At 40.1% G+C, this 25,735-nt stretch carries 22 protein-coding genes; 7 read left to right on the top strand and 15 right to left on the bottom strand.

Annotated elements, in window-relative coordinates; translation table 11 throughout:
- Positions 1-41: 41 nt before the first annotated feature.
- Positions 42-1,022 (top strand): tRNA-dihydrouridine synthase, encoded by a 981-nt coding sequence (locus ABZP26_RS09880; RefSeq protein ID WP_028835056.1) that lies wholly within the window; start codon positions 42-44, stop codon positions 1,020-1,022.
- 59 nt (positions 1,023-1,081) lie between these two features.
- On the top strand, positions 1,082-1,408 hold the full coding sequence (locus ABZP26_RS09885; protein WP_013465198.1) for a TraR/DksA C4-type zinc finger protein: 327 nt from the start codon (positions 1,082-1,084) through the stop codon (positions 1,406-1,408).
- Positions 1,409-1,422: 14 nt separating this feature from the next.
- On the opposite strand, the gene ABZP26_RS09890 is transcribed toward ABZP26_RS09885, so the two are convergent.
- The 9 genes from ABZP26_RS09890 to pyrC form a co-directional block, all read right to left on the bottom strand.
- Positions 1,423-2,466 carry a hypothetical protein gene (locus tag ABZP26_RS09890; RefSeq protein WP_368484905.1) on the bottom strand — a complete coding sequence of 348 codons (1,044 nt, stop codon included), beginning with the start codon at positions 2,464-2,466 and terminating at the stop codon, positions 1,423-1,425.
- A 61-nt stretch (positions 2,467-2,527) separates the two neighbouring features.
- On the bottom strand, positions 2,528-3,787 hold the full coding sequence (locus tag ABZP26_RS09895; protein WP_028835054.1) for a tetratricopeptide repeat protein: 1,260 nt from the start codon (positions 3,785-3,787) through the stop codon (positions 2,528-2,530).
- An 11-nt stretch (positions 3,788-3,798) separates the two neighbouring features.
- On the bottom strand, positions 3,799-4,416 hold the full coding sequence (locus tag ABZP26_RS09900) for an energy transducer TonB (RefSeq protein WP_008109338.1): 618 nt from the start codon (positions 4,414-4,416) through the stop codon (positions 3,799-3,801).
- The gene (locus tag ABZP26_RS09905; protein WP_006792384.1) at positions 4,416-4,820 is read right to left on the bottom strand and encodes a biopolymer transporter ExbD; all 405 of its coding nucleotides are present in this window, start codon (positions 4,818-4,820) and stop codon (positions 4,416-4,418) included. Before ABZP26_RS09905 ends, ABZP26_RS09900 begins: the two co-directional genes overlap by 1 nt.
- Before the next feature lie 14 nt (positions 4,821-4,834).
- Positions 4,835-5,359 carry a MotA/TolQ/ExbB proton channel family protein gene (locus ABZP26_RS09910; protein ID WP_008109346.1) on the bottom strand — a complete coding sequence of 175 codons (525 nt, stop codon included), beginning with the start codon at positions 5,357-5,359 and terminating at the stop codon, positions 4,835-4,837.
- Positions 5,359-6,723 carry a MotA/TolQ/ExbB proton channel family protein gene (locus ABZP26_RS09915; RefSeq protein WP_013465203.1) on the bottom strand — a complete coding sequence of 455 codons (1,365 nt, stop codon included), beginning with the start codon at positions 6,721-6,723 and terminating at the stop codon, positions 5,359-5,361. The genes ABZP26_RS09910 and ABZP26_RS09915 overlap by 1 nt, the downstream gene beginning before the upstream one ends.
- A 6-nt stretch (positions 6,724-6,729) precedes the next feature.
- Positions 6,730-7,500, bottom strand: a complete 771-nt coding sequence (locus tag ABZP26_RS09920) for a DUF3450 domain-containing protein (RefSeq protein ID WP_013465204.1) — start codon at positions 7,498-7,500, stop codon at positions 6,730-6,732.
- Between the two features lie 856 nt (positions 7,501-8,356).
- Positions 8,357-8,560: a cold-shock protein gene (locus ABZP26_RS09925; protein ID WP_004588138.1), complete on the bottom strand. Its 204-nt coding sequence runs from the start codon at positions 8,558-8,560 to the stop codon at positions 8,357-8,359.
- A gap of 420 nt (positions 8,561-8,980) precedes the next feature.
- Positions 8,981-10,021: a dihydroorotase gene (gene pyrC, locus ABZP26_RS09930; RefSeq protein ID WP_013465206.1), complete on the bottom strand. Its 1,041-nt coding sequence runs from the start codon at positions 10,019-10,021 to the stop codon at positions 8,981-8,983.
- 207 nt (positions 10,022-10,228) lie between these two features.
- On the opposite strand from pyrC, the gene ABZP26_RS09935 reads away from it, so the two are divergent.
- The 3 genes from ABZP26_RS09935 (at position 10,229) to ABZP26_RS09945 (ending at position 15,063) form a co-directional block, all read left to right on the top strand.
- Positions 10,229-12,598 carry an EAL domain-containing protein gene (locus ABZP26_RS09935; protein WP_090492295.1) on the top strand — a complete coding sequence of 790 codons (2,370 nt, stop codon included), beginning with the start codon at positions 10,229-10,231 and terminating at the stop codon, positions 12,596-12,598.
- 758 nt (positions 12,599-13,356) lie between these two features.
- Entirely contained in the window at positions 13,357-14,244 is an 888-nt protein-coding gene (locus ABZP26_RS09940; RefSeq protein ID WP_368484907.1) for a LysR family transcriptional regulator, read from the top strand.
- A gap of 54 nt (positions 14,245-14,298) precedes the next feature.
- Positions 14,299-15,063 (top strand): YdcF family protein, encoded by a 765-nt coding sequence (locus tag ABZP26_RS09945; protein WP_368484908.1) that lies wholly within the window; start codon positions 14,299-14,301, stop codon positions 15,061-15,063.
- A 129-nt stretch (positions 15,064-15,192) separates the two neighbouring features.
- On the opposite strand, the gene ABZP26_RS09950 is transcribed toward ABZP26_RS09945, so the two are convergent.
- Both ABZP26_RS09950 and ABZP26_RS09955 read right to left on the bottom strand, forming a co-directional pair.
- Positions 15,193-15,762: a DedA family protein gene (locus ABZP26_RS09950; RefSeq protein WP_368484909.1), complete on the bottom strand. Its 570-nt coding sequence runs from the start codon at positions 15,760-15,762 to the stop codon at positions 15,193-15,195.
- A 336-nt stretch (positions 15,763-16,098) separates the two neighbouring features.
- Positions 16,099-16,851: a Nif3-like dinuclear metal center hexameric protein gene (locus tag ABZP26_RS09955; RefSeq protein WP_013465212.1), complete on the bottom strand. Its 753-nt coding sequence runs from the start codon at positions 16,849-16,851 to the stop codon at positions 16,099-16,101.
- Between the two features lie 150 nt (positions 16,852-17,001).
- Between ABZP26_RS09955 and ABZP26_RS09960 the strand changes: the two genes are divergently transcribed.
- Positions 17,002-17,364 carry a hypothetical protein gene (locus ABZP26_RS09960; RefSeq protein WP_013465213.1) on the top strand — a complete coding sequence of 121 codons (363 nt, stop codon included), beginning with the start codon at positions 17,002-17,004 and terminating at the stop codon, positions 17,362-17,364.
- Between the two features lie 32 nt (positions 17,365-17,396).
- Here the strand turns inward: ABZP26_RS09960 and ABZP26_RS09965 are convergent, their stop codons facing one another.
- Positions 17,397-17,873, bottom strand: a complete 477-nt coding sequence (locus tag ABZP26_RS09965) for an HPP family protein (protein WP_013465215.1) — start codon at positions 17,871-17,873, stop codon at positions 17,397-17,399.
- 101 nt (positions 17,874-17,974) lie between these two features.
- Here ABZP26_RS09965 and ABZP26_RS09970 point away from each other — a divergent pair, with 101 nt between their 5' ends.
- Entirely contained in the window at positions 17,975-18,550 is a 576-nt protein-coding gene (locus ABZP26_RS09970) for a TetR/AcrR family transcriptional regulator (RefSeq protein WP_013465216.1), read from the top strand.
- 63 nt (positions 18,551-18,613) lie between these two features.
- On the opposite strand, the gene ABZP26_RS09975 is transcribed toward ABZP26_RS09970, so the two are convergent.
- The 3 genes from ABZP26_RS09975 to ABZP26_RS09985 all read right to left on the bottom strand — a co-directional run bounded on the left by ABZP26_RS09975 (position 18,614) and on the right by ABZP26_RS09985 (position 25,688).
- Entirely contained in the window at positions 18,614-21,787 is a 3,174-nt protein-coding gene (locus tag ABZP26_RS09975; RefSeq protein ID WP_368484910.1) for an amidohydrolase family protein, read from the bottom strand.
- Positions 21,788-21,886: 99 nt separating this feature from the next.
- Positions 21,887-22,711, bottom strand: a complete 825-nt coding sequence (locus tag ABZP26_RS09980; RefSeq protein ID WP_368484911.1) for a M90 family metallopeptidase — start codon at positions 22,709-22,711, stop codon at positions 21,887-21,889.
- A gap of 94 nt (positions 22,712-22,805) precedes the next feature.
- A complete protein-coding gene (locus tag ABZP26_RS09985) occupies positions 22,806-25,688 on the bottom strand; it encodes a two-component regulator propeller domain-containing protein (RefSeq protein WP_368484912.1) in 2,883 nt (960 codons plus the stop codon).
- Positions 25,689-25,735 lie beyond the last annotated feature (47 nt).

Below are 25,735 nucleotides of genomic sequence, written 5' to 3' on the forward strand. Positions count from 1 at the left end.
GGTAAACTGGCGCTCTTTTTCAGTAATAAATTAATCACACTATGAAACTTGTTTTAGCACCTATGGAAGGTGTCGTTGACTTTAAAATGCGCCAACTACTCACCGACATAGGTGGCTTTGATCTTTGTGTGACTGAATTTATCCGCGTTGTAGATACTTGCTTGCCTGATAAAGTATTTCACCGTTATTGCCCTGAACTAAAAAATGCAGGGCTAACTCGATGTGGCACGCCGGTTCGAATTCAGTTATTGGGCCAAGTGGCTGACGTCCTAGCTGAAAATGCAGTAAAAGCAGTTGGCTTAGGCTCCCATGGTGTTGACTTAAACTTTGGCTGCCCGGCAAAAACGGTGAATAAAAGCAAAGGGGGCGCTGTTTTACTCAAAGACCCTGAACATATGTATTCAATAATTAAAACTGTAAGGGATGCCGTAGACGCTGAACACGAGGTAAGTGCAAAAATTCGCTTAGGTTTTGATGATGATAGTAATAGCCAAGAGATTGTCGATGCCGTTGTCAGTGCAGGTGCGAGCAGTATTGCCATTCATGCGCGAACTAAACGCGATGGCTATAACCCGCCTGCCTATTGGGAAAAAATCCCTCCTTTAGTTAAAGATAAACAAATTGCGGTGGTCGCCAATGGGGAGATTTGGCAGGTAGAAGATGCCCTTTTATGCCAAAAGCGCAGCGGTTGCACTGACTTAATGATTGGCCGTGGCGCCCTTTCACATCCTGATTTAGCTCGTAAAATTAAAGCTCATATTAATAATGAAGATTATAGTGAGTTAACGTGGGAAAATATTTTACACCATATTATTTACTCATCCATGCACCAAACCGCCAGTAAAGATACCAAGTACTTTGCCTCACGCACAAAACAATGGCTTGGTTATTTAAAACGTCAGTACCCACAAGCAGGACTATTATTTGACGAAATACGTCGTTTAAAAGCCAAAGATGAAGTGGCAGAGGTATTAAAAAAATATGCGAAAGCGCCACAATTTGATACAAATCATAACATCTAAGATAATCTAACTAGATAATAGCAGTATCACTGAGGACTAATTTAAGGGTTATACTGCTAATGCATCATCAGCAACGACTAAACGATGAAATTGAAAGTGTTAAAGCGACTATATTAGGCTTGCTATCACAATCTACACACCCTACACATCAAAATTTGCTTTGTATACTAACCCGTACCTCAAATGAAGAGTGGCTTGATATAGCAGCTCAGCAATTAGGCACCGAGTATAATCCCTTGATTGAGCGTATGAATAAGCTTGAAGCGGCAATAAGCCAAATTGACATTGGCCAGTATGGTTACTGTTGTGACTGTGAGGAAAAAATATCAGCGCAGCGCTTAGAGCAAGACCCTGCAGCGCAGCGATGTGATCAGTGCGCTAGTTAATAGCGCACTAAAGTTTAATTAAGTAGTTGTGGAGCAAAACTAAACGCTTGCCCTGGATAAAAAAGAATATCTTCAACTAATAAAGTCGCTTCCTCTTCACTTATGTTTAATCGTTTAAGTAAATTTAAGCGTGCTTGTGACAATGTCCAAGCGTGATAATGCACCCCTAGATCAGTCTCCATCATAGCCATATAGAGCAGTTCATCGGCTGGTTCTAATTGTGAAGCGTTAGCCCTCAGAGGTAATAGCGTATAACCCGTTAACCAGTCTAAACCCGCTATTTTCGAATCAGTTAAAAGTAATGTGGTAAGCTGTGAGGCATTTGAGGCTTCTACCGTTGTTTGCTGTTTTTGACTCTGCATTGATTTGAATTTGCTATCAATACGACTTAGCCACTCAAGCGGTGAGAGCACAGCATTTGCAAAATAATTTAATTTACTTTGATACCACTGACTGCCATTAGCAAGGCCTGATAAACCAATGCTGCCTCTTGGCTTATAGTGCGCCAAATAATTGTTTAACTCACTCAACGCTGCATTAAGTTCAACCGGTGTGTTAGTGCGATTTATGGCTTGTTGCACGTACTTTTTTAAATAACTATGTTCAACTTTATTTAGCTTTAAATTACTTTGCTCGGCAGCTTCTAGCTGAGATTTTACAAACCTTAACCATTGCTCAATATTTTTATACTGGGCATCATTTTTCGCCATAGTGAGCATATTAGCCAAAACATTTGTTTGTACAGGCCATGCAAAATAGCGCTCTGGGAATCGCTCAGCAATAACTAAATAATTAACCTGATTGGTTTGCTCTGCTGATAACTGCATTTGCATTAGCTGCTGATAAATAGCGTGGCGACGCTCTAAATAAGCATCTGTAAAAGGGAGCTGCTCATTACTGAGCTGTGTAACCTGTGAATTCGGCTGCGCACTTAAAGCCGTATTAAGTGATATTAACGCGCTTTGCGCTTCTTCATAAGATGAAAATATATCTGTAGGCTTAGAGCAAGACGTTAACAGCAAACAAAATAGCAGTGAAATAATAGGCGTTTTTTTCATGTCAATTCCAATAAAAAAAGCCCCAATGGGGCTTTTTAAAAATACTAGAGTACATTAAATACTAAATTTTAACACCGTTGCGAGCGGCTTTATCTTTAATATATGTAGCCCAACCTTTAGCAAACCTACGTGTGCTTGGGTCGTCCATGGCTTTAGTAATAGCAGCATAAGCTTGCTTATACTTACCTTGGTAGTAAAACGCTTCAGCTAAATCTGAATAAATAGTGCCTTTTTTATCAGAGCCAAGCTCTAATGCTTTGTTCAAACGAACAACAGCAGCGCTGAATTTTTCAGATTGTAAAAGTAATGAACCTGCTTTGCGGTAGAGCTCAGCGTCGTCATCAAATTTAGCAGCTTCTTCGTAATACTTAGCAGCTTTCTCTATATCTTTCGAACGATGGTAGTTACTAGCAATCGCGCTAATATTTTGCTTAGTGCGTTTTACTTTCTCTTCTTTAACAGCCTTTTCAAGCGTTACTGCTGCTTTGTAAGGAATTTCGTTTAAAGAATAAAAGTTAGCCAGTACTTTGTATTCAACTTCGTTTTCGAAGTAACCATTCTTGTATGCAACTTCCATAGTTGCTAGACCTTTTTGGTAGTCTTCGGTTTGTAAATAATACTTACCTAAACCTACCCAAGACTTTTTGTCTTCAGGCCATACACGAACAATTTCTTCTGCAACTTTAACCATATCTTGATATTGCTTTTTCTCAAAATAGGCAGCTAATTTAAGTTGATAAGGAGCTTTATTTGGCTCTTCAGATAACTTAATTGCTTTGTTTGCCGGTTCAAGAACCTGATCAAATTGTTTAAGCTCATAGCTTGCTTGCGCAATACGAGTGTAAACTTTCGGGTCCTCTTCACCTGTGAAGTCCATCCAATCAGAATATGCTTGCTTGGCAGCACTGTATTGTTCAGTACCCGCATACATATCGCCCAAAGTTTTTAAACCTTGAGCCTGATCAGCAAAGTTCAATACATCCGGTGCAATCGCTGCTTTCATATACTTAATTGCAACTTTGTATTGCTCTTTTTGAGCGTACATGCTGCCTAAGTAACGATTAACAGTTGCTTTATCAAAGTCATTAGACGGATCTAACTCTTTCAATAACGCTATTGCACCATCAACATCATCTTCGTTATACAAATCAAACGCTTTAATTACTTTTTTACCAGTACGTTCGCCCATGATTTTAGTTTTTGCTTTCTTACGCTCTTCAATTTTCGCGTAATCTGGCGCCGCTAAAACAGGTGCAGTTAATGATGCACCTGACACAGACATAAGAATTGCAAGTGCAGTTACTTTAGAAAAATTTCTCATTACTCGCCTCCTTAGTTGCCTTGGTTAAGTTTAAAGTCTAGTTGAACTTGTAAACCAACTTGCTTTTGTGGTTTCCCGTCAATGATCTTAGGACGGTATTTCCACTTACGCAATGCACGTTTAGCTTCACGGTCAAAGATACGTTTTGGATCTGCGTCGATAACATCAACGTCAATCACGCCACCTAACTCATCAATTGTGAACGAAAGTTGAACCCAACCTTCTTTACCATCACGTGCTGCTTGTGTTGGATATTTTGGTTCAATACGAACGATAGGTGTCGCATCACCATCTCGTCCAAATGCACCTGGACCACTTAGTCCACCGGCCGTGCTTCCCACATCGATACTTGGCATATTAAATGACAAGCCACCAGTATTTGGGTTGCTATTTTCCGGCTGTGGCGGCTGCGGTTTAGGCGGCTGCTTTGGCGGTGGCGGAGGCGGAGGCGGTACACGCTTCCTCTCCTGCACCTTAGATTCAGGCGGATTCGTCATAATTTCGACTATGATCTGCTCTTTTTGTTCCGTATTACGGTCAGCCCCACCAGAGATGAGGTATGCCATGAAGTAGAACAAGCCGAAAGTAACTGCCCCACCTGCAATCAGTGAAAACAGAAAACGAATCATTACTGATCTCCAGCTATTGAAATTCTCAGGTTATCACCCGTCGCTTTAATCTGGTCCATCACTTTAACCACTGTGCCGTGTTTTGCTTCTTTATCAGCTTGCAAAATTACAACATCAGTAGGTTGTTCTGCTAATAAACTTTCGATTTTTGCTGAAACACGTTCAACATCAACTTGCTGTTTATCAATCCAGATTGCACCGTCACTGCGAATTGCAATAAAAATGTTAGCATTTTTTTGCTTCGTAGCTTGGGCAGCTTTTGGTTTATTGACCTCGATACCAGCCTCTTTAACGAACGATGTAGTTACGATAAAGAAAATAAGCATGATAAATACGATGTCAAGCATTGGCGTCATATCTACCGCTGCTTCTTCTTCTTCACGAAAACGTTGTTTACGTGCCATATTTAATTCTCTCTCTAGTGATGAGGCATACTATCTACAAGCTTGGCTTTCACCATTCTCGCTCTTGCCTCAAGGCGTGAGCTAAAGAATACCCCAGATAGTGCCGCAACCATTCCAGCCATTGTTGGGATTGTTGCCATTGATATGCCTGATGCCATTAAACGTGCATTACCTGTACCTTGGGTTGCCATGGTTTCAAAAACCGCGATCATACCCGTAACAGTACCAAGTAAGCCTATTAAAGGACATATAGCTACTAATGTTTTAATCAACAACATACGCTGATCTAATTTTTCAGACGCTTCAGAAATCCATGCTTCACGGATTCTGTGTGCGTACCAAGACGTAGTGTCTTGGCGGGCATCCCACTTAGCTACAATTTCCTTCGTTAAACGAGGAAACTCAGCAAGTAAGAACCAATAGCGCTCAATCATTAAAACCCACATAAGAAAGAGTGCTATCGCGACCACGTATAAAACCTGGCCGCCTGTGCCAACAAAATCCCTGATAGATTCCCAGATCTCCATCAGGACTAGCATTAGGCTTTCTCCTTCTCCGCGTGAGTCGCGATGATACCCGCGCTTTGCTCATCAAGGATATGTAGTACCGACTTACTACGACCTGCAACAATTGAATGAAGTAGGATAAGTGGTAGTGCTGCAATTAGACCTAGCGCTGTAGTTACAAGTGCTAGAGAGATGTTACCAGCCATGATCTTCGGATCGCCCGTACCGAACAATGTGATTGTTTGGAACGTTAGGATCATACCGATTACCGTACCTAGTAGACCTAGTAATGGTGCGATAGCAGCAAGGATCTTGATGATGTTAATACCTGCTTCGATGCGTGGCGTTTCACGTAGAATCGCTTCATCAAGTTTAAGCTCAAGGTTTTCAACATCTTGATTTTTGTTGTCAGAGTACACTTTAAGAATACGACCCAATGGGTTGTTTGTATTCGGTGTAGACAAGTTCTTAAGCTGAGCTTTGATCTTAGAAGTAGTAAGCGCTAAATCAACGAAACGTACTAAGAAGATTAAAAGACCTACAGCAAGCAATACGGTGATGATGTAACCAACTTCAGCACCTTGCTCGTAGTACTCCATAAGAGACTTCTTCTGCGTGTTGATACGTAAGATTGCACCACGTGTAGGATCCACGTATACGCCAGCGTAGTTATCAGCTGAAGTACCTTCTAGATCAGAAATACCTTTTAAGATATAGCTGTCAGGTTGCTTACCTAGAGGCTGTATAGACTTAGTCTCTGGTGAGTAGATTAAGTAGCCATCGTCTGTAACTAAGTTGAAGTTACCGATACGTGTTACTTTTTTCATTGACGGGTTACCGTCAAGACCTGCAACTTCAGTTTCAAACGTTGAAACTTTAGCTGACTCAGTCATTTCTGTTTGAAGTGAAATCCAAAGTTCTTCTAACTCACGAACTGTTGGAAGTTCTTTAGCCGCAGCTAATGAACGAAGTACTTCAGCACGTCCTGGTTTTTCAGCACTTACTAAAGATGCTTCAATTGAACCAATCGCGTCAGCTGCTGCACGACGAACAACACCAAACATTTCACCTAACGTACCTTGCGCGTTTTGAAGAGCTTGCTCTTTTTCCGCTAAAGTATTTTCGTTTTGTGCATATTCTTTGCTAAGACGATCACCACGTGCTTTTTCAGCAGCTAATTGGCTTTTCGCTTTGTTAAGTAACGCTTGCTTATCAGCACGATCTGATAAGAACTCTTGTTCACGTTGCTTATTGATTTTCCCTTCAGAAATACGCTCTTGCTTTACTTGCTCAAGAATTTTATCTAAAGCATCAGTATTTGCATGTGCATTAAGCGCGGTACCGGCAGAAACAGACAGTACTGCTGCAACAGCAAAACCTTTAAATAGTTTCTTCATTATTGATTACTCCGCGCCAAAAATTGGTAGTTTAACAAGTTCTAGTGTGGCTTGCTTACGCGCCATACGGATCACTTCTTTAACAGGTTTTAGGTATTCTTCACCTAATTCTTTCCACTGTTTAGTGTTGTTATCCCACACCCAAGCGTGTTTTAGATCGAATGATTGCGCTACATAAGTGATACGACCTAAACGACCGATATCAACGTTAATGCTACGACCATCAACATCTAAAGTACCTTGAGAAGCAGTTACAGCTGAACTGTATGCTGTTTCAACAGTGTACGCTTCAAGTACCTGACGGAACTTCTCAGACGTTGTTACAGATGCAGATGCCATGATCTCACGTAATCTTTCAACACGTCCAAGACGAGTTTCAAGGTTAAATGGAACGTCCGCTTTGATGAATTGCTCAAGCGTATCGATCATGCGATACATCAAAGGCACAACGTTTTGTTTAGTGTTATCGATAGTCGCGATTTGACGATCGAACGATGCGATAGACGCATTTTGGTCAGCGACCAAACGTGCTACGTGATCGTTGTACACTTTCATAAGTTCAGTCTCATCAACGATGCTACGGTACTCAGCGATTAGCTCCTGAGTTTGACCATATACATTGTCAATTTTAGTTTGAGACTTAACCGCAGCCTTTTGAATTGTTTGACCTGCTTTTTGCACGTCATTCAAAGGATCTGCAATCACATTGCTGCTTGCAAATGCAAAAGCGCCAACCAACGCAGTTGCTACAAGACTCTTTCTGATTTTAACAGACATAGTTCCCAACCAATTAAGTAATGTTACTTTTATAATTTAATTATCAACCCGCAAGGGGAAGACAACCCTGATATCTTTTAATAGATATCAACTTACCAATAATGCTAAATGCATTAAGTCATGTCAACTTCATGTTTCGCATAACCTATAAATAAATCAGCTTGTTTGTAAGATATTTAAAGGGCTCACACAAAAAAAATTAACATTATCGTAACTAACGTGACAAATGCAATTTCAGCAAAGCCAGATATAGTAAGAATACTGATAAACCACCTAGTTAAAGTAAACAAAAATATAACATTTAAAATTAACTTAATCGTGGCTGAAAAAAAATTAAAAATAAGCTTATTTTCTGTCCCGAATATTCTTTTTTAGTGGTTTTTGAGACTTTTTAAGCTAAAAATACAGCTAATCGTTATTATTCGCGCATTCGTCGCATAGTAATAAGGACGTGCCGATTATCTAAAAAGCAATACAAAGGAGGGGAAATAGATTACAAAGAATCATTTTTATTAACACCTGTGTTTTTTGTTTCTACTGATCATTAATATCCTGCCGATTTTTTATATTTCTCCATGGAGAAATATCAATCTTACGCACTTTTATGAACTCAATATAATTAAACTCACATCAAGCAGTAGACTAAATTTAAATCGCAAGGCGATCATTGGCCAACAACGGACTCGCGCATAAAGGTTTACGTTTAATTTGGTATATCGGAGTTAAAAATATGAATAACGGATATCAGAAATGAAAGGCAATACAGAGAGATTAAAAATAGAGTTGAAAATTATTTAAGAATTATGGTGAAACAGGTTAGTGTTTCACCACGATGAACTTAGGTTCACATAATAAATTATGCTACTTCTACGTTCTCAGCTTCAGGGCCTTTTTGACCTTGCTTGATGCTGAAAGTCACTGCTTGACCTTCGCTAAGAGTGCGAAAACCAGAACCAGTGATTGCGCTGAAATGTACAAACACGTCAGGACCATTTTCTTGTTCAATGAAACCAAAGCCTTTAGCTTCGTTGAAAAATTTTACTTTACCAGTAACCGACATACTAAATTTTCCTGTAAGTCAATAATTAAAATTCAGCCATATAATTATGGCAATATCCTCCCTGAGTCAATGCCCAAAAAACTGGAGGTGATAGTACAGGAAGAAGTAATAACCAAACCGGTAACCTTAAACGCAGCACAATACCGTAATTCAATACGCAAAAACTCAAAGCCAATTAAGATTAACACATTAAAATTTTTTTAGCTCTATTAATTAGGATTTATTTTTGAAGTTTCATTGTTTTACTAACGACGGTGTAACCTTTTAATTTTTATAGAAAATAACAAGCAAAATATTGTATTTTTTATAAACAGATTACAATTGCTTTAAAATAGTTTTTATCAGTATGTTTTTTAGCCACTTAAAATGAAAAACCACCTTGAATTTAAGGTGGTTTAAAGTTTAGTGTTTAAATATTAACTATTTAACTTGCCAGTCGATAACGCTCTCGGCTTTGATTGGTACTACTTCAGAGTCACCTAGCGAGTAGCTTGCCGGCACTGTCCAAGGCGATTTTTCTAAGGTAATAGTGTCGGTGTTACGCGCTAAGCCATAAAAATCTGGACCAAAATGGCTTGCAAAGCCCTCTAACTTATCAAGCGCACCAGCCTCTTCAAAAGCTTCAGCATAAAGTTCAATAGCAGCATGTGCAGTGTAAGCACCTGCACAACCGCATGCAGCTTCTTTTTTATCTTTATAATGTGGCGCTGAATCAGTGCCTAAAAAGAATTTTTTATTGCCACTCGTTGCAGCCGCCATAAGTGCTTGCTGATGAATGTTTCGCTTTAATATAGGTAAGCAATAATAATGTGGGCGAATGCCCCCTGCTAACATATGGTTACGGTTATATAGTAAATGATGCGCAGTAATTGTAGCGGCTACGTTATCAGAGGCACTTTCTACAAACTCGACTGCATCTTTCGTTGTTATGTGTTCAAGAACAATTTTAAGCTCAGGGAAGTCAGCGACAACATCGCCTAAAATAGTCTCTAAAAACACTTTTTCACGATCAAATATATCAATAGACGAGTCGGTTACTTCACCGTGGACGAGTAACAGCATGCCAACTTCTTGCATTGCTTTTAACACCGGATAAATATTTTTAACCGATGTTACGCCAGAATCTGAATTTGTGGTTGCACCCGCTGGGTACAATTTAGCTGCAAATATTTTACCCGTTGCTTTTGCCTTTTTTATCTCTTCTGGTGTCGTTTTATCAGTAAGATAAAGTACCATTAGTGGCTCAAACTGCCCTTGAGGTTTCGCTGCCATAATGCGCTCTCGGTACGATAATGCGGTTTCAGTACACGTGGCTGGCGGTACTAGGTTTGGCATAATGATCGCGCGGCCCATATAACGACTGATATCACGTACTGTATCTTTTAGCTGATCCCCGTCGCGTAAATGTACATGCCAATCATCGGGCCTAGTAATCGTTAGAGTTGTCATTTTGCTCGTCATCGTAAAATCCTAATGCTTAAGTTAACTGATCATAGGCATATGGGGTTTTCGAGTAAAGACCTTATTAAAAAATAATCCTTAGATACTATATATAAAGTAAACTTTACACTTCACGCTTCTCATTTATCGTTTTATTTTGTAGAAAGGTTAATATTAGGTTAACGTATGTACCTTTAATAATAATTATAAGGCCTACCTTCGTTGCCTATGTCGAACACTATCGATACTACTAAAGCGCTCGAAACTAAAACGGATCAATTGAGTATAATCAATCAGTTCTCCTCAAGTTTATTGCAACTGAATACATTAGAAGCGCTCTTTAGTTATGTCACCACACAAGTTGTTAATCGACTTGGATTTGTCGACTGCGTGATTTATTTAGCCGATGACAGCCAATCTACGCTAAATCAAGTGGCGTCTATGGGTATTGAAAGCGAACACACTAGTTATCAGTCAGAACGAAAGTTAATCCGCTTTAATGAGGGGATAACGGGCTATGCTGCATCAACTGGGCAAGCTTTAATAATAGGCGATGTAACTAAAGACAGCCGCTACATTGCTGATGAGCGCCCTGCGCAATCAGAGCTGTGTGTGCCTTTAATATATAAAGATAAAGTACTCGGCGTAATTGACTGTGAACACCCAATAAAAAATTACTTTACCAGTTCACATTTAGAAATTTTAACTACCGTTGCCCACTTACTAAGCGCAAAAATAAATCAAGTGAATACCGTCAACAGCTTGCAAGATACCGTTCGGCAACTTAATAATGCGCAAAAATTAGAAAGTAGCCTACTGCAAATAGCTAACTTAACCTATAAAGCACAAAATTTAGATACCTTTTTTAAATCGCTGCATGTGATTATTGATAGCCTTCTTAATGCAAGTAACTTTTTTATTGCTTTGTATGATAAAAAAGAAGATGTTCTAGATTTTGTCTATACCGTTGAAGGCGGTGTACAAACAAACACGCATAAAATTATTTCAAAAGATCAGTTAAAAGAAACAGCCTCTTACTATTTATTAATTAACGAGCGCCCTTTACTGCTTAATAAAGAGCAATACCGACACTATATAGAGCAAGGCCACTTTAAATTGGTCGGTGAACTAGCAGACTCTTGGCTTGGTGTGCCATATAAAGTTAATGAGCGCATGAGTGGCGTTATTGTCGTACAAAGCTATGACAAGCAACATTACTACAACGAACATGATAGCTCGCTGTTGACGTATGTAAGCCGACAAATAAGTATGGTTATAGACAGGCATTTAGCCCGCCAAGAACTCGAGCACAAAGCACTGCATGATGAACTAACAGGGCTTGCCAATCGTTCGTTACTAATAGAAAGAATGAAGCATGCAATTTTACGCTTGAATCGCGCTAAAAAAGGTACTTTTCATGCTCTGCTCTACCTTGATTTCGATCGCTTCAAAAGTATTAATGATTCGTTAGGCCATGAAGTAGGTGACCATTTTTTAATTGCTATTTGTAAATTGATTACTCAAACCGTCCGCAATACTGATACCTTTTCTCGTTTAGGCGGCGATGAGTTTGCTATTTTTATGGAAAATCTCAGTCATCGTGACCAAGTAAACGATGCCCTCGCTCGAATAAAAACCGCTCTGTCAGATCCCATTGATATTGATGGCCATTTACTGCAACCCTCTACCAGTATTGGCGTTGCATTTAGTGATAATGTAAACGATGAAGCATTTGTTTTATTACAGCAATCAGACGCGGCTATGTACGAAGCAAAATCATCAGGGCGTGGCCAAGTTAAGTTTTTTAATAATGTCATGCGTAACAAGTTAAAAACACACGCCGACCTTGAAAATGATTTACAACACGGTATTGAGCATGATGAGTTTGAACTGTATTTTCAGCCTATTTTTAACATTACTAGCAGTGACGTTATGGGGTTTGAAGCTTTAGTACGTTGGCATCACCCACGAAAAGGGTTTGTATCGCCAGGTGACTTTATCCCCATTGCAGAAAAAACGGGGCAGATTATCAATTTAGATTTGCATTTGCTCGACCTTGCAGCACAGCATATCGCTTTATGGCAACAACAAGGGCATCGTTTTTTACGCGTTACGGTTAATGTTTCATCTCGCCACTTCGCAAGTTTAGAGTTTGTGGATCAGCTTCATGCAATCTACAAAAAACATCAACTACCTTTAGGCTCATTATGTCTAGAAATAACCGAATCGGGATTGATTGAAAATTTAGAGTTAGCAACACAAATTATTCAAGGATTATCGCCTTTAAAAGTATTGCTCTGTTTAGATGACTTTGGCACCGGTTACTCTGCCCTTGGTTACTTGCATCAACTGCCTATTCATGTCCTTAAAATTGATAAAAGCTTTATCGATAATTTAAAAACCACAGTCAATCCATTGATTGATGCTATTTTAACCTTAGCCATTTCATTAGATCTTATTGTTATAGCAGAAGGGATAGAAAGCCCTGAACAACTCGCTATTTTGCAAAAAACCCAATGTGATTATGGCCAAGGCTTTTTAAAGTCTAAACCTGTTACAGCAAAAGAAGCTATTTTACTAATACATAGCCCTCTTTAATTAATAAGCCAGGGTTGCTGGCTTTTAAAAATCACAGTAATTTCTTACACGCTTTTGCCAGCCCATTAGCTGGCTGTTCTATTGAATGCTATATGACTTATTTTGCCAACACTAACTCATGCAACGTCACTCTATAGCTTTTTGCAACCTGCCTTAGAACTGCTTACTTAAGTAAGGGTCTATTTAACCAGTAGAAAACCTTATAATTAGTTTTATGTCACATTGTTCTTAATAAAAATCTTTAACCCCGTTAGCGAATGCTTTAATACATTATATTATTTAAAGGCGTATACGAATTGGTATTAATGTATGCCAATGAGTAGCCCCTAATCATTCAATCCTAGCATTCACTGCTTTTTCAATCGTGTATCCTTTACACCTCAGTTGCGTGTACTGAGCTTTTGCCTGCCAAACCCTTCGCCATAAATTTTAATTCGCATTTTAACCTCGCTATGAAACATCTAAATATTAAAGTCGCGCTATAACCTACCTATTTTAGAGAGTTACATGACAATAAAGTTATCTGTTACCAGAACAATAATCATTAATAAAAACTCAAACAAACATGAGAAAAATTCAACAATAAATAAAAAACTAAACACTATTTGACTCAGCAAAGTTAAAAAACTTAATGTTCGCAGTAAAAAACACACTAAAGCGCAATTTTATAGCCATCCAGACGTTGAAACGGTTTTTGTAAAGGCGTAGTATGTAATGAATCTGAGCTATACTCACCATATCCATGAGATTTATTAAAGATGATTGACATTAAACACTTAAAAACAATTGCTACCCTTAAAGAAACGGGTTCTCTCGTCAATACAGCCCGCGAACTATTTTTAACTCAGTCAGCTTTATCACATCAAATCAAAGATTTAGAAAACAAATTAGACTGCCAGTTGTTTGAGCGTAAAACTCAACCAGTCCGATTTACACCTCAAGGTATGTTATTACTTGAATTAGCACACGAAATATTACCTAAATTAGAAGCCACCAAGTGCCGACTCAAAGAAAGCCTAAACCAGCCTATTTCTCAGCTGCGTTTAAGCGTTGAATGTCACGCCTGTTTTCATTGGTTATTGCCTACCATTAAAGAATTTAATAACTTTTGGCCTGATATAAAAATTGATTACGAGCGTGGCTTTAGTTACGACGCTATCCCAGACTTATTAAGTGATGAATTAGATCTCGTGCTTACATCAGATATTCGCGACCCTGACAAACTTGAATACGCCCATTTGTTTGACTTTAAGCTGAAACTGATTGTGGCACCAGATCACGACTTAGCGAAAAAAGCCTATGTAACTGCGCTTGATTTGAAAAGCGAAACTATTATTTCTTACCCTATTCCGCGTGAGCGCCAAGATATATTTAAGCATTTCATCCAAAATGCGCGTTTTGACGGCACGCTAAAAACGGTTGATCAAGGTTTACTTATATTTCAATTAGTCAGTGCAGGTATGGGTGTGGCCGCCTTACCCGATTGGTTAGTAACCCCTTATGAAAGCCAAGGGTTAATTAAGTCAATTCCACTGGGCGCGCTTGGTTTAACGCGTCCAATGTACTTAGCGATGAAAAAAGACATGAAAGACAATCCAGTTTATCGTCACTTTTTAAACACCTGTAAATTAAATAACGGTCGATAAATCTTAAACTTATGAGTAACATGCTAATAAATATACTTAATCATGTTGCTCACTATGTTTGAACTAAAAAAAATACTGGGCGGCTTGCTCATGCCGTTACCTTTGTTGGGCTTAGTAAGCCTAATATTACTCATTTTTGCGCTCAAACAACGAAAGGTCACAATCGCTTTATCTTTAATGAGCCTTATAACTTTGCTACTTGCCAGCACCCCTTTGGTGGCCAACTTACTGATTAAAAATAGCCAACCAACCTCATTGGCATTTAATTATCTTAAACACCCCAATATAGATAAAATTGTGGTGCTTGGCTGTGACATAAACCCCAACCCTGCATTGAGTGCTAACAGTCAGTTAGGTAATTGTGCGTTAACCCGTTTGGTGGAAGGAATGAGACTTGCTAACATTTATCCTCATGCGCAGCTGATTGTTTCAGGTGGGGGGTATGAGAAAGTCACCAACAGCGCGTTAATGTATAAAACCGCGATTAGCTTAGGTATTAATAAAAATCGTATTGTGCAAAATCCAAACGCAATGGATACCGCCCAAGAGGCAAAACTTTTAGCCTCAAAACTCGTTGATTACAAGGTCGCTTTAGTCACCTCAGTAAGCCATATGCCCAGAGCAAAAAATTTATTTAATGCGCAAGGCATTAACGTTATCCCCGCCGCAACCGACTACCACAACTTTGCCGCTTTCCCTTGGTATAAACAACTCATACCCAATGCAAAAGCACTACTAGTAGTCACCCAGTATGCTCATGAAGTTATTGGCAATGCGTGGATAAATGTACGCCGTACAATTAACCCTGAAGCACTTTAATTAAGTTAACGCTTATTACGCTGCGTAAATTTCCCCTAAAAAACCGCGATTATTTGCGTTTTACACAGGGGGTTATGAAAAAATCAAACTGAATATTCGTTTATAGTAGCGTTGGGTGTTTTGTTATTCTTAGAGGGTTTTAACCTCAGCTGTTTTATTCCAAAGCCGGTACAGTGTCACTAAAAATACGCAAAGAAATAGCAGACTTAGTGCTGTTAAATTCTCAACACCTAAAGCATCAAAAGTAGCACCGAAAATGTAGCCTCCACCGACTAAAACAATAACCCATAGCAGTGCAGAGCATCCATTTAACACACTAAAGCGGCGCCAACTAATTGCTGTAAGCCCTACGGGAATGGCACCAATCGTGCGTAATCCTTTAGGATAACGATATAAAAAAATGTAGGCTGTGCCATGGCGTTCAGCAAGCTCACTGGCTGTTTTAAATACTCGACCAAGGCGGCCTGGTTTTTCAAGCCATGCCGCGCCATACGCTCTTGCTATAGCAAAACGTAATTCATCGCCCAAGTATCCCCCCATAAAAGTAGCCAAAGCAACAAAACCAACATCTAGTGCGCCAGTATGTGCAGCATAGCCTGCGAACAAAGGTAGCCAACCACTTTTTAACGCACAATAACCAAAAAGTAACAGATAAACCAACAACCCGTACTGCTCAATTAAAGCTAATACCCCTTCCATTTCATTCCTTTAAAGTAACTACCTTAGTAGCAAGCAAAGTAACATTGTAATTTAAACGAGGTAAGTACAGTGAAAGATCTGTGTTTTTTGCAATATAAGAATGGATGTAATCGTGGTTCTGAGCGTAAGTTGATACCTATTACGTTTATTCAATTTTTTGGATGTATAAAGCCAAAAATAATTAACTCACAAAAAGGATAAAAGGGTATATAAAAAACCAACATACTGGCTTACTATAGTTTGCTAAATTAGCTATTTAGAACGCTATATTTTAAATAACCCACCCGAAATACGTTACAAGTAGGTTATTTATAAAATTACTTTTAAGTCATGTGTTTACACAGGATTGTCTATGTCAATAAATGTCACATCAAAGCCATGTTTATCGGCAAGGTATTCACCCAACGCTTTAATACCGTAGCGCTCGGTGGCGTGATGACCAGCGGCAAAAAAGTCGATATTTTGCTCGCGTGAGCTGTGAATGGTTTGCTCTGATGCCTCACCGGTTAAGTAAGCATCAATACCTTGATCGGCTGCTAAGTCGATATAGCCTTGCCCGCCACCTGTACACAAAGCGATGGTTTCAATTTTATCAGTACGTACTAAACTCGTTAGTGGCTCGCGCTTAAGCACTTGGCTTATTTTTTTAGCAAATTCACTGCCCGTTAACGGTGTTTTTAAACGTCCTTTCATCGCTACACTGTTGTTAGTTGGCTCAAGGCCTGCTTCAATTTCAATATCGAGCAATTGCGCCAGCTGTGCGTTATTACCCATTTCAGGGTGAATATCTAATGGCAAATGATAGGCAAATAAATTGATGTCTTTAGCTAAAAGCGCAGCCACACGACGTTTTTTCATGCCAGTGATAGGTTGTGACTCGCCTTTCCAAAAATAGCCATGGTGTACCAAAATGGCATCGGCATTATTTTCAATCGCGGCATCAATAAGTGCTTGGCTTGCCGTTACACCCGTTACTATGGTGCGTATCTCATCTTTACCTTCTACCTGAAGCCCGTTTGGACAAAAATCGTTAATGGTTTCTGGCTTTAACAGGGTGTTTAATAATTGATTAAATTCTCTACGTTGCATACTACTTACCTTACTTTGCACTGAATTTTGTACAAATTTTGGCGGTTATGCGCTAAAAATGAAAGGAAAATCGCAAAAAATTGAAAAACAGTTCTAAAATAGGTATAAATACCTCTTCTTTATCTGTGTAAACAACGTATAGGGTCTCTGATGAGCAAACTAGACAAAACAGAAGTGTTATCTGCCTTTGAAGCTGCATATGAAGCTGCCAACGGTAAAAAACCTGAAATAACAACTAAACCTGGCTGGTATAGCATTGATGGCGGCAAGAACATGCGCCTAGCTGATGTAGCAGAGCTGACTAAAGAATTAAGCTCTGGTAAGTCTACAAAAAAAGCTGCAGTAAAAGCACCTGCTAAAAAAACTAAAAAAGCTGCTCCTGTAAAAGCACAGAAAAAAGCGCCTTTCACCGTGATCAAACAAAACGAAGAAGGCTACACAGCAGAAGAGCTTTGGATAGTTGAGCTTGCTCGCAAAGATCACGATTGCCGCCTACCTCGCGGTGTTGTTTGATCAGCTGAGTGCTTTGTATAAAAGAAACCGCGTTAAGCGGTTTTTTTATATTTATTATCCATCAAGTATTGAATAAACCACCTCGCAACAAAGCCAGACAAAACTATAAATACAGTTCCTGCCAGTACTGGCATTATTAAAAAATCCCAACTTTGGCCAGACTCAATAATTAAGATAGGGTTTGCGCCGGCAGCAGGGTGAATAGTTTTTGTGATTATCATTAATGTTATAGCAATACCCACAGCCAGCCCAATCATAATCGCACTATCAGCACTATAGTAGCTAAAAACAACCCCAATCATTGCGGTCAGTATATGCCCCCCTATTACGTTTTTTGGCATAGCTAACGGGCTCTGCGGTACGCCAAAAACAAGTACAGCTGTTGCGCCGAATGGCGCCATTAACCAAATACCGTAATCACCCATATAATTTAGCCACGCCAAAAACCCCAAAACAAAAGTAGAAAAAACGCCTGCGATTAATGCCGACTTTATTTGCTCACTATGCATATTACCTCCTCAAAAGTAGACCGACTTGTCTACACCTGCAATATAGACAAGTCGGTCTACCTATGTCAAGCTGTGTTTTTACTGCTCAAATTTGGAATATCATGGATAAACAACAACAAATAATCAGTACGGCACTGAGTCTTTTTTATAAAAAGGGTATACACGCTGTTGGTATTAATGAAATTTTAGCTGTATCGGGCATTGCAAAAAAAACCTTATATAAGCACTTTGAAAGCAAAGACGCGCTTATTTGTGCTTGTTTAGTCTCACGTGACATCTGCTTTAACGCTTGGCTTAAAAAAATATGTATACAACCAAGTGCTATGTTAGTCGCACAGGCAATTTTTGCCGGACTGAAAAAGTGGATTAATAATGAGGTTTCAGAGTTAGGGTGTTTTAATGGCTGTTTTTTTATTAATACTGCAGCTGAGTACCCTGTAGAGAACGACCCTATTGCCAAACTTTGCAAACAGCACAAGCAAGCGAACTTTGAAATCATACTATCAGCTCTTTTAGAAACACCTGAATTTGCTCACAATAGAGAAAAAGCAATTGAAGCCACGCAACACTTACTTATTTTAAAGGAAGGTTATATATGTAGAGCGAGGGTGATGCATGATGTAACAGTGACTCCACCTAGTGATAATATTTTAAAAGCGATAGTAGCGGTTAGTTAAATAGGTAAATACAGTATAAAAAAAGCGGCTAAATAGCCGCTTATTAACTAAAAAATGGCTGCATTATTCAAAAAATAATGGTTCACGCTGTTTTTTGCCTACTTCGTTCATGGTGCCTGCGTCGAACAAACGGCCGTTGATCATGGTGTAATCAATTTTGTCTGAATCACGAATGTTTTTCAGTGGGTCGCCATCAATAACCATTAAATCTGCCAGTTTACCGACCTCTAATGAACCCACATTTTTATCTAGGCCTAAATATTTTGCCGGATCGAGTGTAGATGCTCTAATTGCTTCCAGTGGCGTCATGCCGCCTTGGGCAAACATCCACATTTCCCAATGCGCACCTAACCCCTCACGTTGACCATGCGCCCCCAAATTAACAAGTACACCTAAATCTTGTAACTCAGCCGCTACGCGAGCATTGTTAAAGTGATTATAGTGATGATCGGGTGCTTTAACTCGGCGCATTGAGCGCGGTAATAATTGGTTTTTAGGCACAAATTTACTTAAACGTGGATGATTCCATACGTCCGTTTTATCATACCAGTAGTTTTCACCCCAAATACCGCCATAGGCAACCACCAATGTAGGTGTGTAACCTACATCACTTTGTGACCATAGCTGCTTAATATCGTCATAAATATGTTCAACAGGAATTGAATGTTCAATACCTGTATGACCATCGACTACCATGCTCAAGTTATGTTGTAATAATGACCCCCCTTCAGGGACTACCATCATTTCAAGCATTCGCCCTGCTTCTATAACTTGCTGACGCTGCTCTCTGCGCGGTTGGTTATAAGATTTAACACTAAACGCACCCACTTTTTTAAGACGCTCTAAATGAAATTTAGCATCATCTAATGAGTCAATATGCGAGGTATACCCAGGCATATTCGCGCCGTATAAAATAGTACCGGTAGAGAAAATACGCGGACCAACGATCATCCCCGCTTTTTGCATTTCACTCGCGGTAAATATTTCAGTGGTATCGTTTGATGGGTCGTGAATAGTAGTAACACCCAGCGCAAGACCTGCTAAGTTTTTCCAGTTTTGCTGCGGGATAATTTCATCACTGGCTTGTGAGCCATGAGCATGGGCATCTACAATGCCAGGCATAATTGTTTTACCTGTTACATCAATGACCTTTGCCCCCTTAGGAATACTCACATCAGCAGCAGTGCCAATGGCTTTGATATGTTTGCCATCGGTAATGATCACGCCATTTTCAATGACCTTTTCACCCTCCATGGTAATAATTTTAGCGCCAGTTAATGCAATCATGCCCTGCGGTTCAGCCATTTTTTTACTAAAGCCGATATTAGTCCCGCTTTTTACTTTAACGTCTTTATCATCTGCTTTATTAATCGCAAACATACCCTCTAAACTGGCATGGTAAAGCTCAGGCCCCAGTGTCCAATACAGTTTATTGCTGTTGGCACTCCAGCTAATGTTTTCACCGGCGCGTACAGATAGTTGCTCAATTGGAAATTGACTGTCTTTGGGCCCAATATTTATCGTTTTGCCGCGCTCTACAAATGGAGTAACAAATACTTTAAAGCGCTCAGCAAAAGCTAAATACTCACCATCTGGAGAGACTCTAAATTCAGTGGCGTGCTCTGACTCATACAGTTTACGTACTTTTTTACTTTCAAGCTCTACCACACTCAACGTTGGTTTAGGCCATGGGCTCATAATATAAACACGATCGTTGGCACTGCCAAACTGAGGTTGATAGCCACTTTTAGAAATGAGCTCACTTTTTCCGCCTTTAGCACTAACACTGTATACCCCAGGATGCAGTGACCACTTAGGGTTTAAAATGCTGCCGCCGTTGGCTTTACGATACACCACGGTTTTGCCATCTGGACTAAATGTTGGCTCTACGTATTTTCCCGGCTCTTGTGTAATAGTGTCGCCACGACCACTACGTGCAGAGACGACACGCACGGTGCCTTGTTCGTTATCATCCCACGTGGTGTAGACAATGTTTTTGCCATCACGAGAATACTGCGGGAATAACTCATAATGATCGGTTTGCTTAGTTAAGCGCTTTATTTTTCCTGATTCTAAATCGCGCTTGTAAATATAACCAAGCGCTTCAAAAAGTGCGGTTTCACCATCAGGGCTAATTTGCACATTACGCAGCATTTTTACATCAAACTCATCAGTGTCGATATTTTGAGTAAAACGCACTGCTTTTTGAATTTTTTTCGTGGTGTCTACTTTAAATGCAATATCGCTAACTGATTTATCATCGACATTGAGTTTATGAAGGGTGCCACCAGCCCAAAATACCAGCTCTTCGTTATCTGGGGTCCACGCAATAGTCGGATATACGCCATGAATCGCCCACGTTTCTTGCATATCGCGCTCTAGCTTGTCGTATAGCTTAGTATGCTCACCACTGGTTAAATCATATAAGTACAGGCTGGTTTGAAAGTCATCACGCTTTATGTACGCTAGTTTTTTACCATCTGGCGACGGCGTCGGTCTTATTGCCCCGCCCATGCCACTTATAATGGTTTCTATGTCGCCTGTTTCACGGTCATAACGCTTAATTTTATAAATACCGGCAACAGAGTCTTTTGAATAATGAAAAGTTTTACCCGGGGTTGCATCATGCGAAAAGTAAACATACCGACCATCCGGTGAAAACATGGGTTCACCTAAATCTTTTTGATCGTTTTCACGTTTAGTCAGTTGCACCCCTTTACCGCCGGCTTTGTGATAAAGCCAAACTTCACCCGCACCTAGCGAGCGACTGGCGGTAAAATGCTTACGTGCAACTAAATAATCGCCATCAGGGCTCCACGCAGGGCTATTGAGTAATCTAAATGTTTCGTCAGTGACGGCGGTTTGGTTTTCGCCGTTAACATCCATTATCCAAATATTGTCACCACCGCCTTGATCTGATGTAAAAGCAATGTGCTTGCCATCTGGGCTAAAGCGCGGCTGCATTTGCCATGCAATGTCTGAGGTTATTTTAGTCGCTTTACCACCACTCATTGGCATGGTGTAAATATCGCCCAGTAAATCAAATACTAAGGTTTCTCCGTCAGGACTTATATCGACATTCATCCATGTGCCTTGCTCTACACTAATAGATGCATCAACAAATTGCCCTTTAGGTGAATCAACTTGCCATTTTTTTTCATCTGTTTGCTCTGCGTGTGCGTGGCCTAATGTCAATGAAACCGATAACGCGAGTGCTGTTTGCAGCATTTTTTTCATGCTTATCTCACTTATTATTGTTGCTGTGTGTTGATCTATTACATGATTGCAACAAAAACGCCAGCAAGTTACCAGCGTAATAGGATGAAGTGCATAAAATTAGTGCCAAACAATAGGATCAAATTGATAAAAATCCACTAGCAAATGGTAAATTTCAGGGTCTTCACGGCGTAAATCGGCGGGTTTCTCTAAGAATGTTTCGGTGATCACCGCAAAAAACTCAGCCTCATTGGTGGCTCCATAGCTATGTATTACATGCGGCATACTATAAGCAACATGGGTTTTTAACTGCGAAAACGCTCGGCTAAACACTCTGCCCCATTGTTGGTATTTTGCCTGTGATGCAAGTAGTGGCGTGCCGGTGGTTTTACCGGTTTCTTGATCAAGTTGATGTGCAAATTCATGAAACACTAAGTTATGCCCATCACTGGGTAAGCGGTTGCCCTCAAGCACATCATGCCAGCTAAGCACCAATGTTCCCCCCGGCCACGATTCACCTTGCCTTACTGTATTATGAAAACTGACAAGGCCTGCGTTATTGCGGCTTGATTGGGGCGCGTAATACGCGCTGGGGTAGAGTAAAATTTCTTTTACGTTTTTATACAAAGGCCAAGGCTTGTTAAGCACCAGCAAGCAGGCATCGGCGGCAATAATGAGTTTCATTGCCTCCGTTAGTTGCAACCCATCGCAGCCAACAAAACGCTTTTCATTTAAAAACCACACAATATGGGATGCTAACTTGGCTCGCTCTGCATCGGTCATTTTGTTGTATATGGGCATAGCACGCAGTAACAACGTGTGTTGTTGCTCACTTAACAATAAATCACTGTATTTACGGTGCCACACGGCATTTTGAATATCAGGCCAGCGCCAAAACATTATAATAAATACAATTAAAACAAAAATTAATAGCCCATTTATCATTGGGTCGTCCTAAATCAAACCATTTAGCTTTAACGCCAAAATACTGCGCCCGTATTATTAAAATAGTAATGGGTGCAGTGAGGCTGTTTTTCAATCACATCACTTCAGTTCGATTTCGGCCGTTGTTTTTTGCCTTATACAAAGCTTGGTCAGCCCGTGATAATAATCGGTCATAATCATCAACATCACCAGAGTCAGAAACACCAAAACTCACGGTTACGCTGAGGCCTTCTGCGATATTTGAAAAGTTTTTATTTTCAATACATTTGCGTAACTTCTCGCACATTTCTTGTGCCTGCACTGCACTCGTATCAGGAAACACAAAAGTAAACTCTTCGCCGCCCCAGCGAGCTACCTCTTGCTCACCTTCGCAGTGCGCTTTAAGAATGTTAGCTACTTCACATATAACCTGATCACCTATGAGGTGTGACCAACCATCGTTAATCCGTTTAAAGTGATCAATATCCATAATAGCGATAGCAAGTGATTTATTACATGCTTTAAAGTCTGAAAAGTTATCCGCCAGCCAGCCATCAAATGCGCGGCGATTCGGTAAATCGGTAAGCTGATCGTGTGTGGCTTGATACGCAAAGGCACTGGCTTGCTCTTGCAGTGCTTGCGTTTGCTTCACCACTCGACTCGTTAATTCCTTTTCAACTTGTTTATAACGATATAAGCGGTAGCGATAAGCGCTATATATCACCACCACAAAAAGAAAAAACATAAACAACTTAAAGCTTGTTTTTTGCCAAAAGTGCGATTGAATTTCAAAGTTAACGACTTTGTGATTTTGTTGCCAATCAGTATTTGGATAGGCTGCACGTACAGCAAAAGAATACTTGCCCGCAGGTAAGTTAGTGTATTCAGCAGTCGCTATGTGTTGACGGTTGATCCATTCGTTATTAAAGCCTTCCAATTTTGTTTGAAAGTTTAATCGCTGCGGCATAATAAAGCTCAGTCCCGCGTATTGAAATGACAAGCGCGTCACCCCTGGTGGTAAAATAATAGTTTCACCGTCTATAGGTAACGACGTTGGTTTACCATCAACAGAAAAGCTTTCAACAATCGTTGGTAACGCTATTTTAGTGGCTTCTTTTAAGCGTTCCGGTTTTACTGTACTCACCCCTTTTGCGGTAGCAAACCAAATTGTGCCATCTGAATGAGCGGTTGCAGAGGGGGTTGAACCGCCATTTGCTTGTGCACTGAGCATGCCATCACCCTCATCGTATAATTGAAAGGCGAGCGTACCTCTATTGTTAGATTTTGAATCAAGCAGCTCATTTACCTGCTTATAATTGACTTCAATAATGCCACGGTTGCTTGATAGCCAAAGTGAGTCTTTAAACGGCACAATTTGAAAAAGCTTATCAACGGGTAAACCTAATTCACGCCCTAAAATAGTCATCTTTGCGTTTGAATGCTGATAACGAACTAAGCCGCGATCGGTAGCCATCCACGTGTATTTATCGTCAATGTAAAAGCCAAACGCATATTGCGCGGCAAATTCAGCAGGAAACTCAACAGGATTAAACACGTCAGTTTGAGTGTCATAAACCACGACCCCATTACCGGTTCCTACCCAAATATTAGCTGAGTTATCTTCACTCAAGGCTAAAATAAACCCACTCGGCAGCTCTTTTTCATTAGTAAATTGGTTTAAGCTACCGTCGGTATTAACGCGTGTCAGCCCCATGGCCGAGCCTATCCATAAGCGATTTTTTGAATCAAAAAGTAAAGATCTTACTTCATTACTACCTAAGCCATTATCACGGTTTAAATAAGGTATGAGTTCGTTATTAACCACTTTTAAAACACCCGAAGTGTATGTGCCTACCCAGACATCACCTTGGTTTTGCTCTAGTAAGCTTAATACTGAATATGGCGAGCCTTGTTTAGTGCCTTTAATATGGCTGATCTGATTATTGTGCAGCCGATCTAACCCCGTGCTTCCGCCTATCCATAAACTGCCATCAGAATGTGACAATACCGTACGCACATAATCGCTAGATAAGCCTCGCTTTTTGCCCCACGATGAAAACGGCGCTTCTCTTAACCTAAATACACCAGCATTGGTGCCTACCCAAATACTATTTTCTCTGTCTTGTAACAAAGAAAGAATACGGTTGGCGGGTAAACCATTTTTAGCATCTAATTGCTCTAAACCATCGACGCTAAGCCTAAAAACACCTTTATTAATGGTGCCAAACCACAGCTCCCCATGATCATCTTCTAACAAACTGGAAATAGATTCCGCGTCGAGTTGTGGGTGAGGCGATTCAAATAGCCCACCATTAAGGATTCGTGCCCCTCTTTCACTTCCTATAATGAGTCGACCTTCACGGGTGATTAATAAGGTATATACGGGAGCATCTGGTAACCCTTGTTGTGGCGTCATCAAAGTGGGTTTGTAGTTGACTATTTTATACAGGCCATCACTGGTCGCCGCCCATATAACCCCCTTGGGGTCTTCAATGATTCGATACGCACTGACATTTTGTATTATTGGGATGTCTTGAGTGCTACTAGCTGAACGATAAAACACACCATCATTCTCAAGCGCTAGCCACAAGTTATCATTTTTACTTTTAAATATATGATTAACCATCGCTTGGGCAGGTGGTTGCGTGTCCCATTGGCGATGTTGATATAAGCTAATACCGCCGCGCGCCCCTGCAATAAGTAAACCGCCATCAGATGTAGGGGTTAGCGCACGTACGCCTGAGTCAGGCAAGTCAGTAATTTCGGAGCGAGTAAATAACTTAAACTCTTGGCCATTGAAGCGGGCAAGTCCTTCCCAAGTACCCACCCATAGATACCCATCTTGTGTTTGTGCAAGGCTATTAATGCTATTGTGAGGAAGACCCGTACGTGTATTCCAAGTTTCAAAAAAATAATCACGTAACGGCAAACGAGTCTGCTGTTGTGCGTCAACAGAAAAAATCACCAACAAAATACATAAAATCACTAAGCGATTCATCAGATATTGCCTTTATAATTATAATTATTAATTTTTATATTTGGGTA

This window comes from Pseudoalteromonas sp. SD03, from assembly GCF_040937955.1.
Classification (GTDB): domain Bacteria; phylum Pseudomonadota; class Gammaproteobacteria; order Enterobacterales; family Alteromonadaceae; genus Pseudoalteromonas; species Pseudoalteromonas tetraodonis.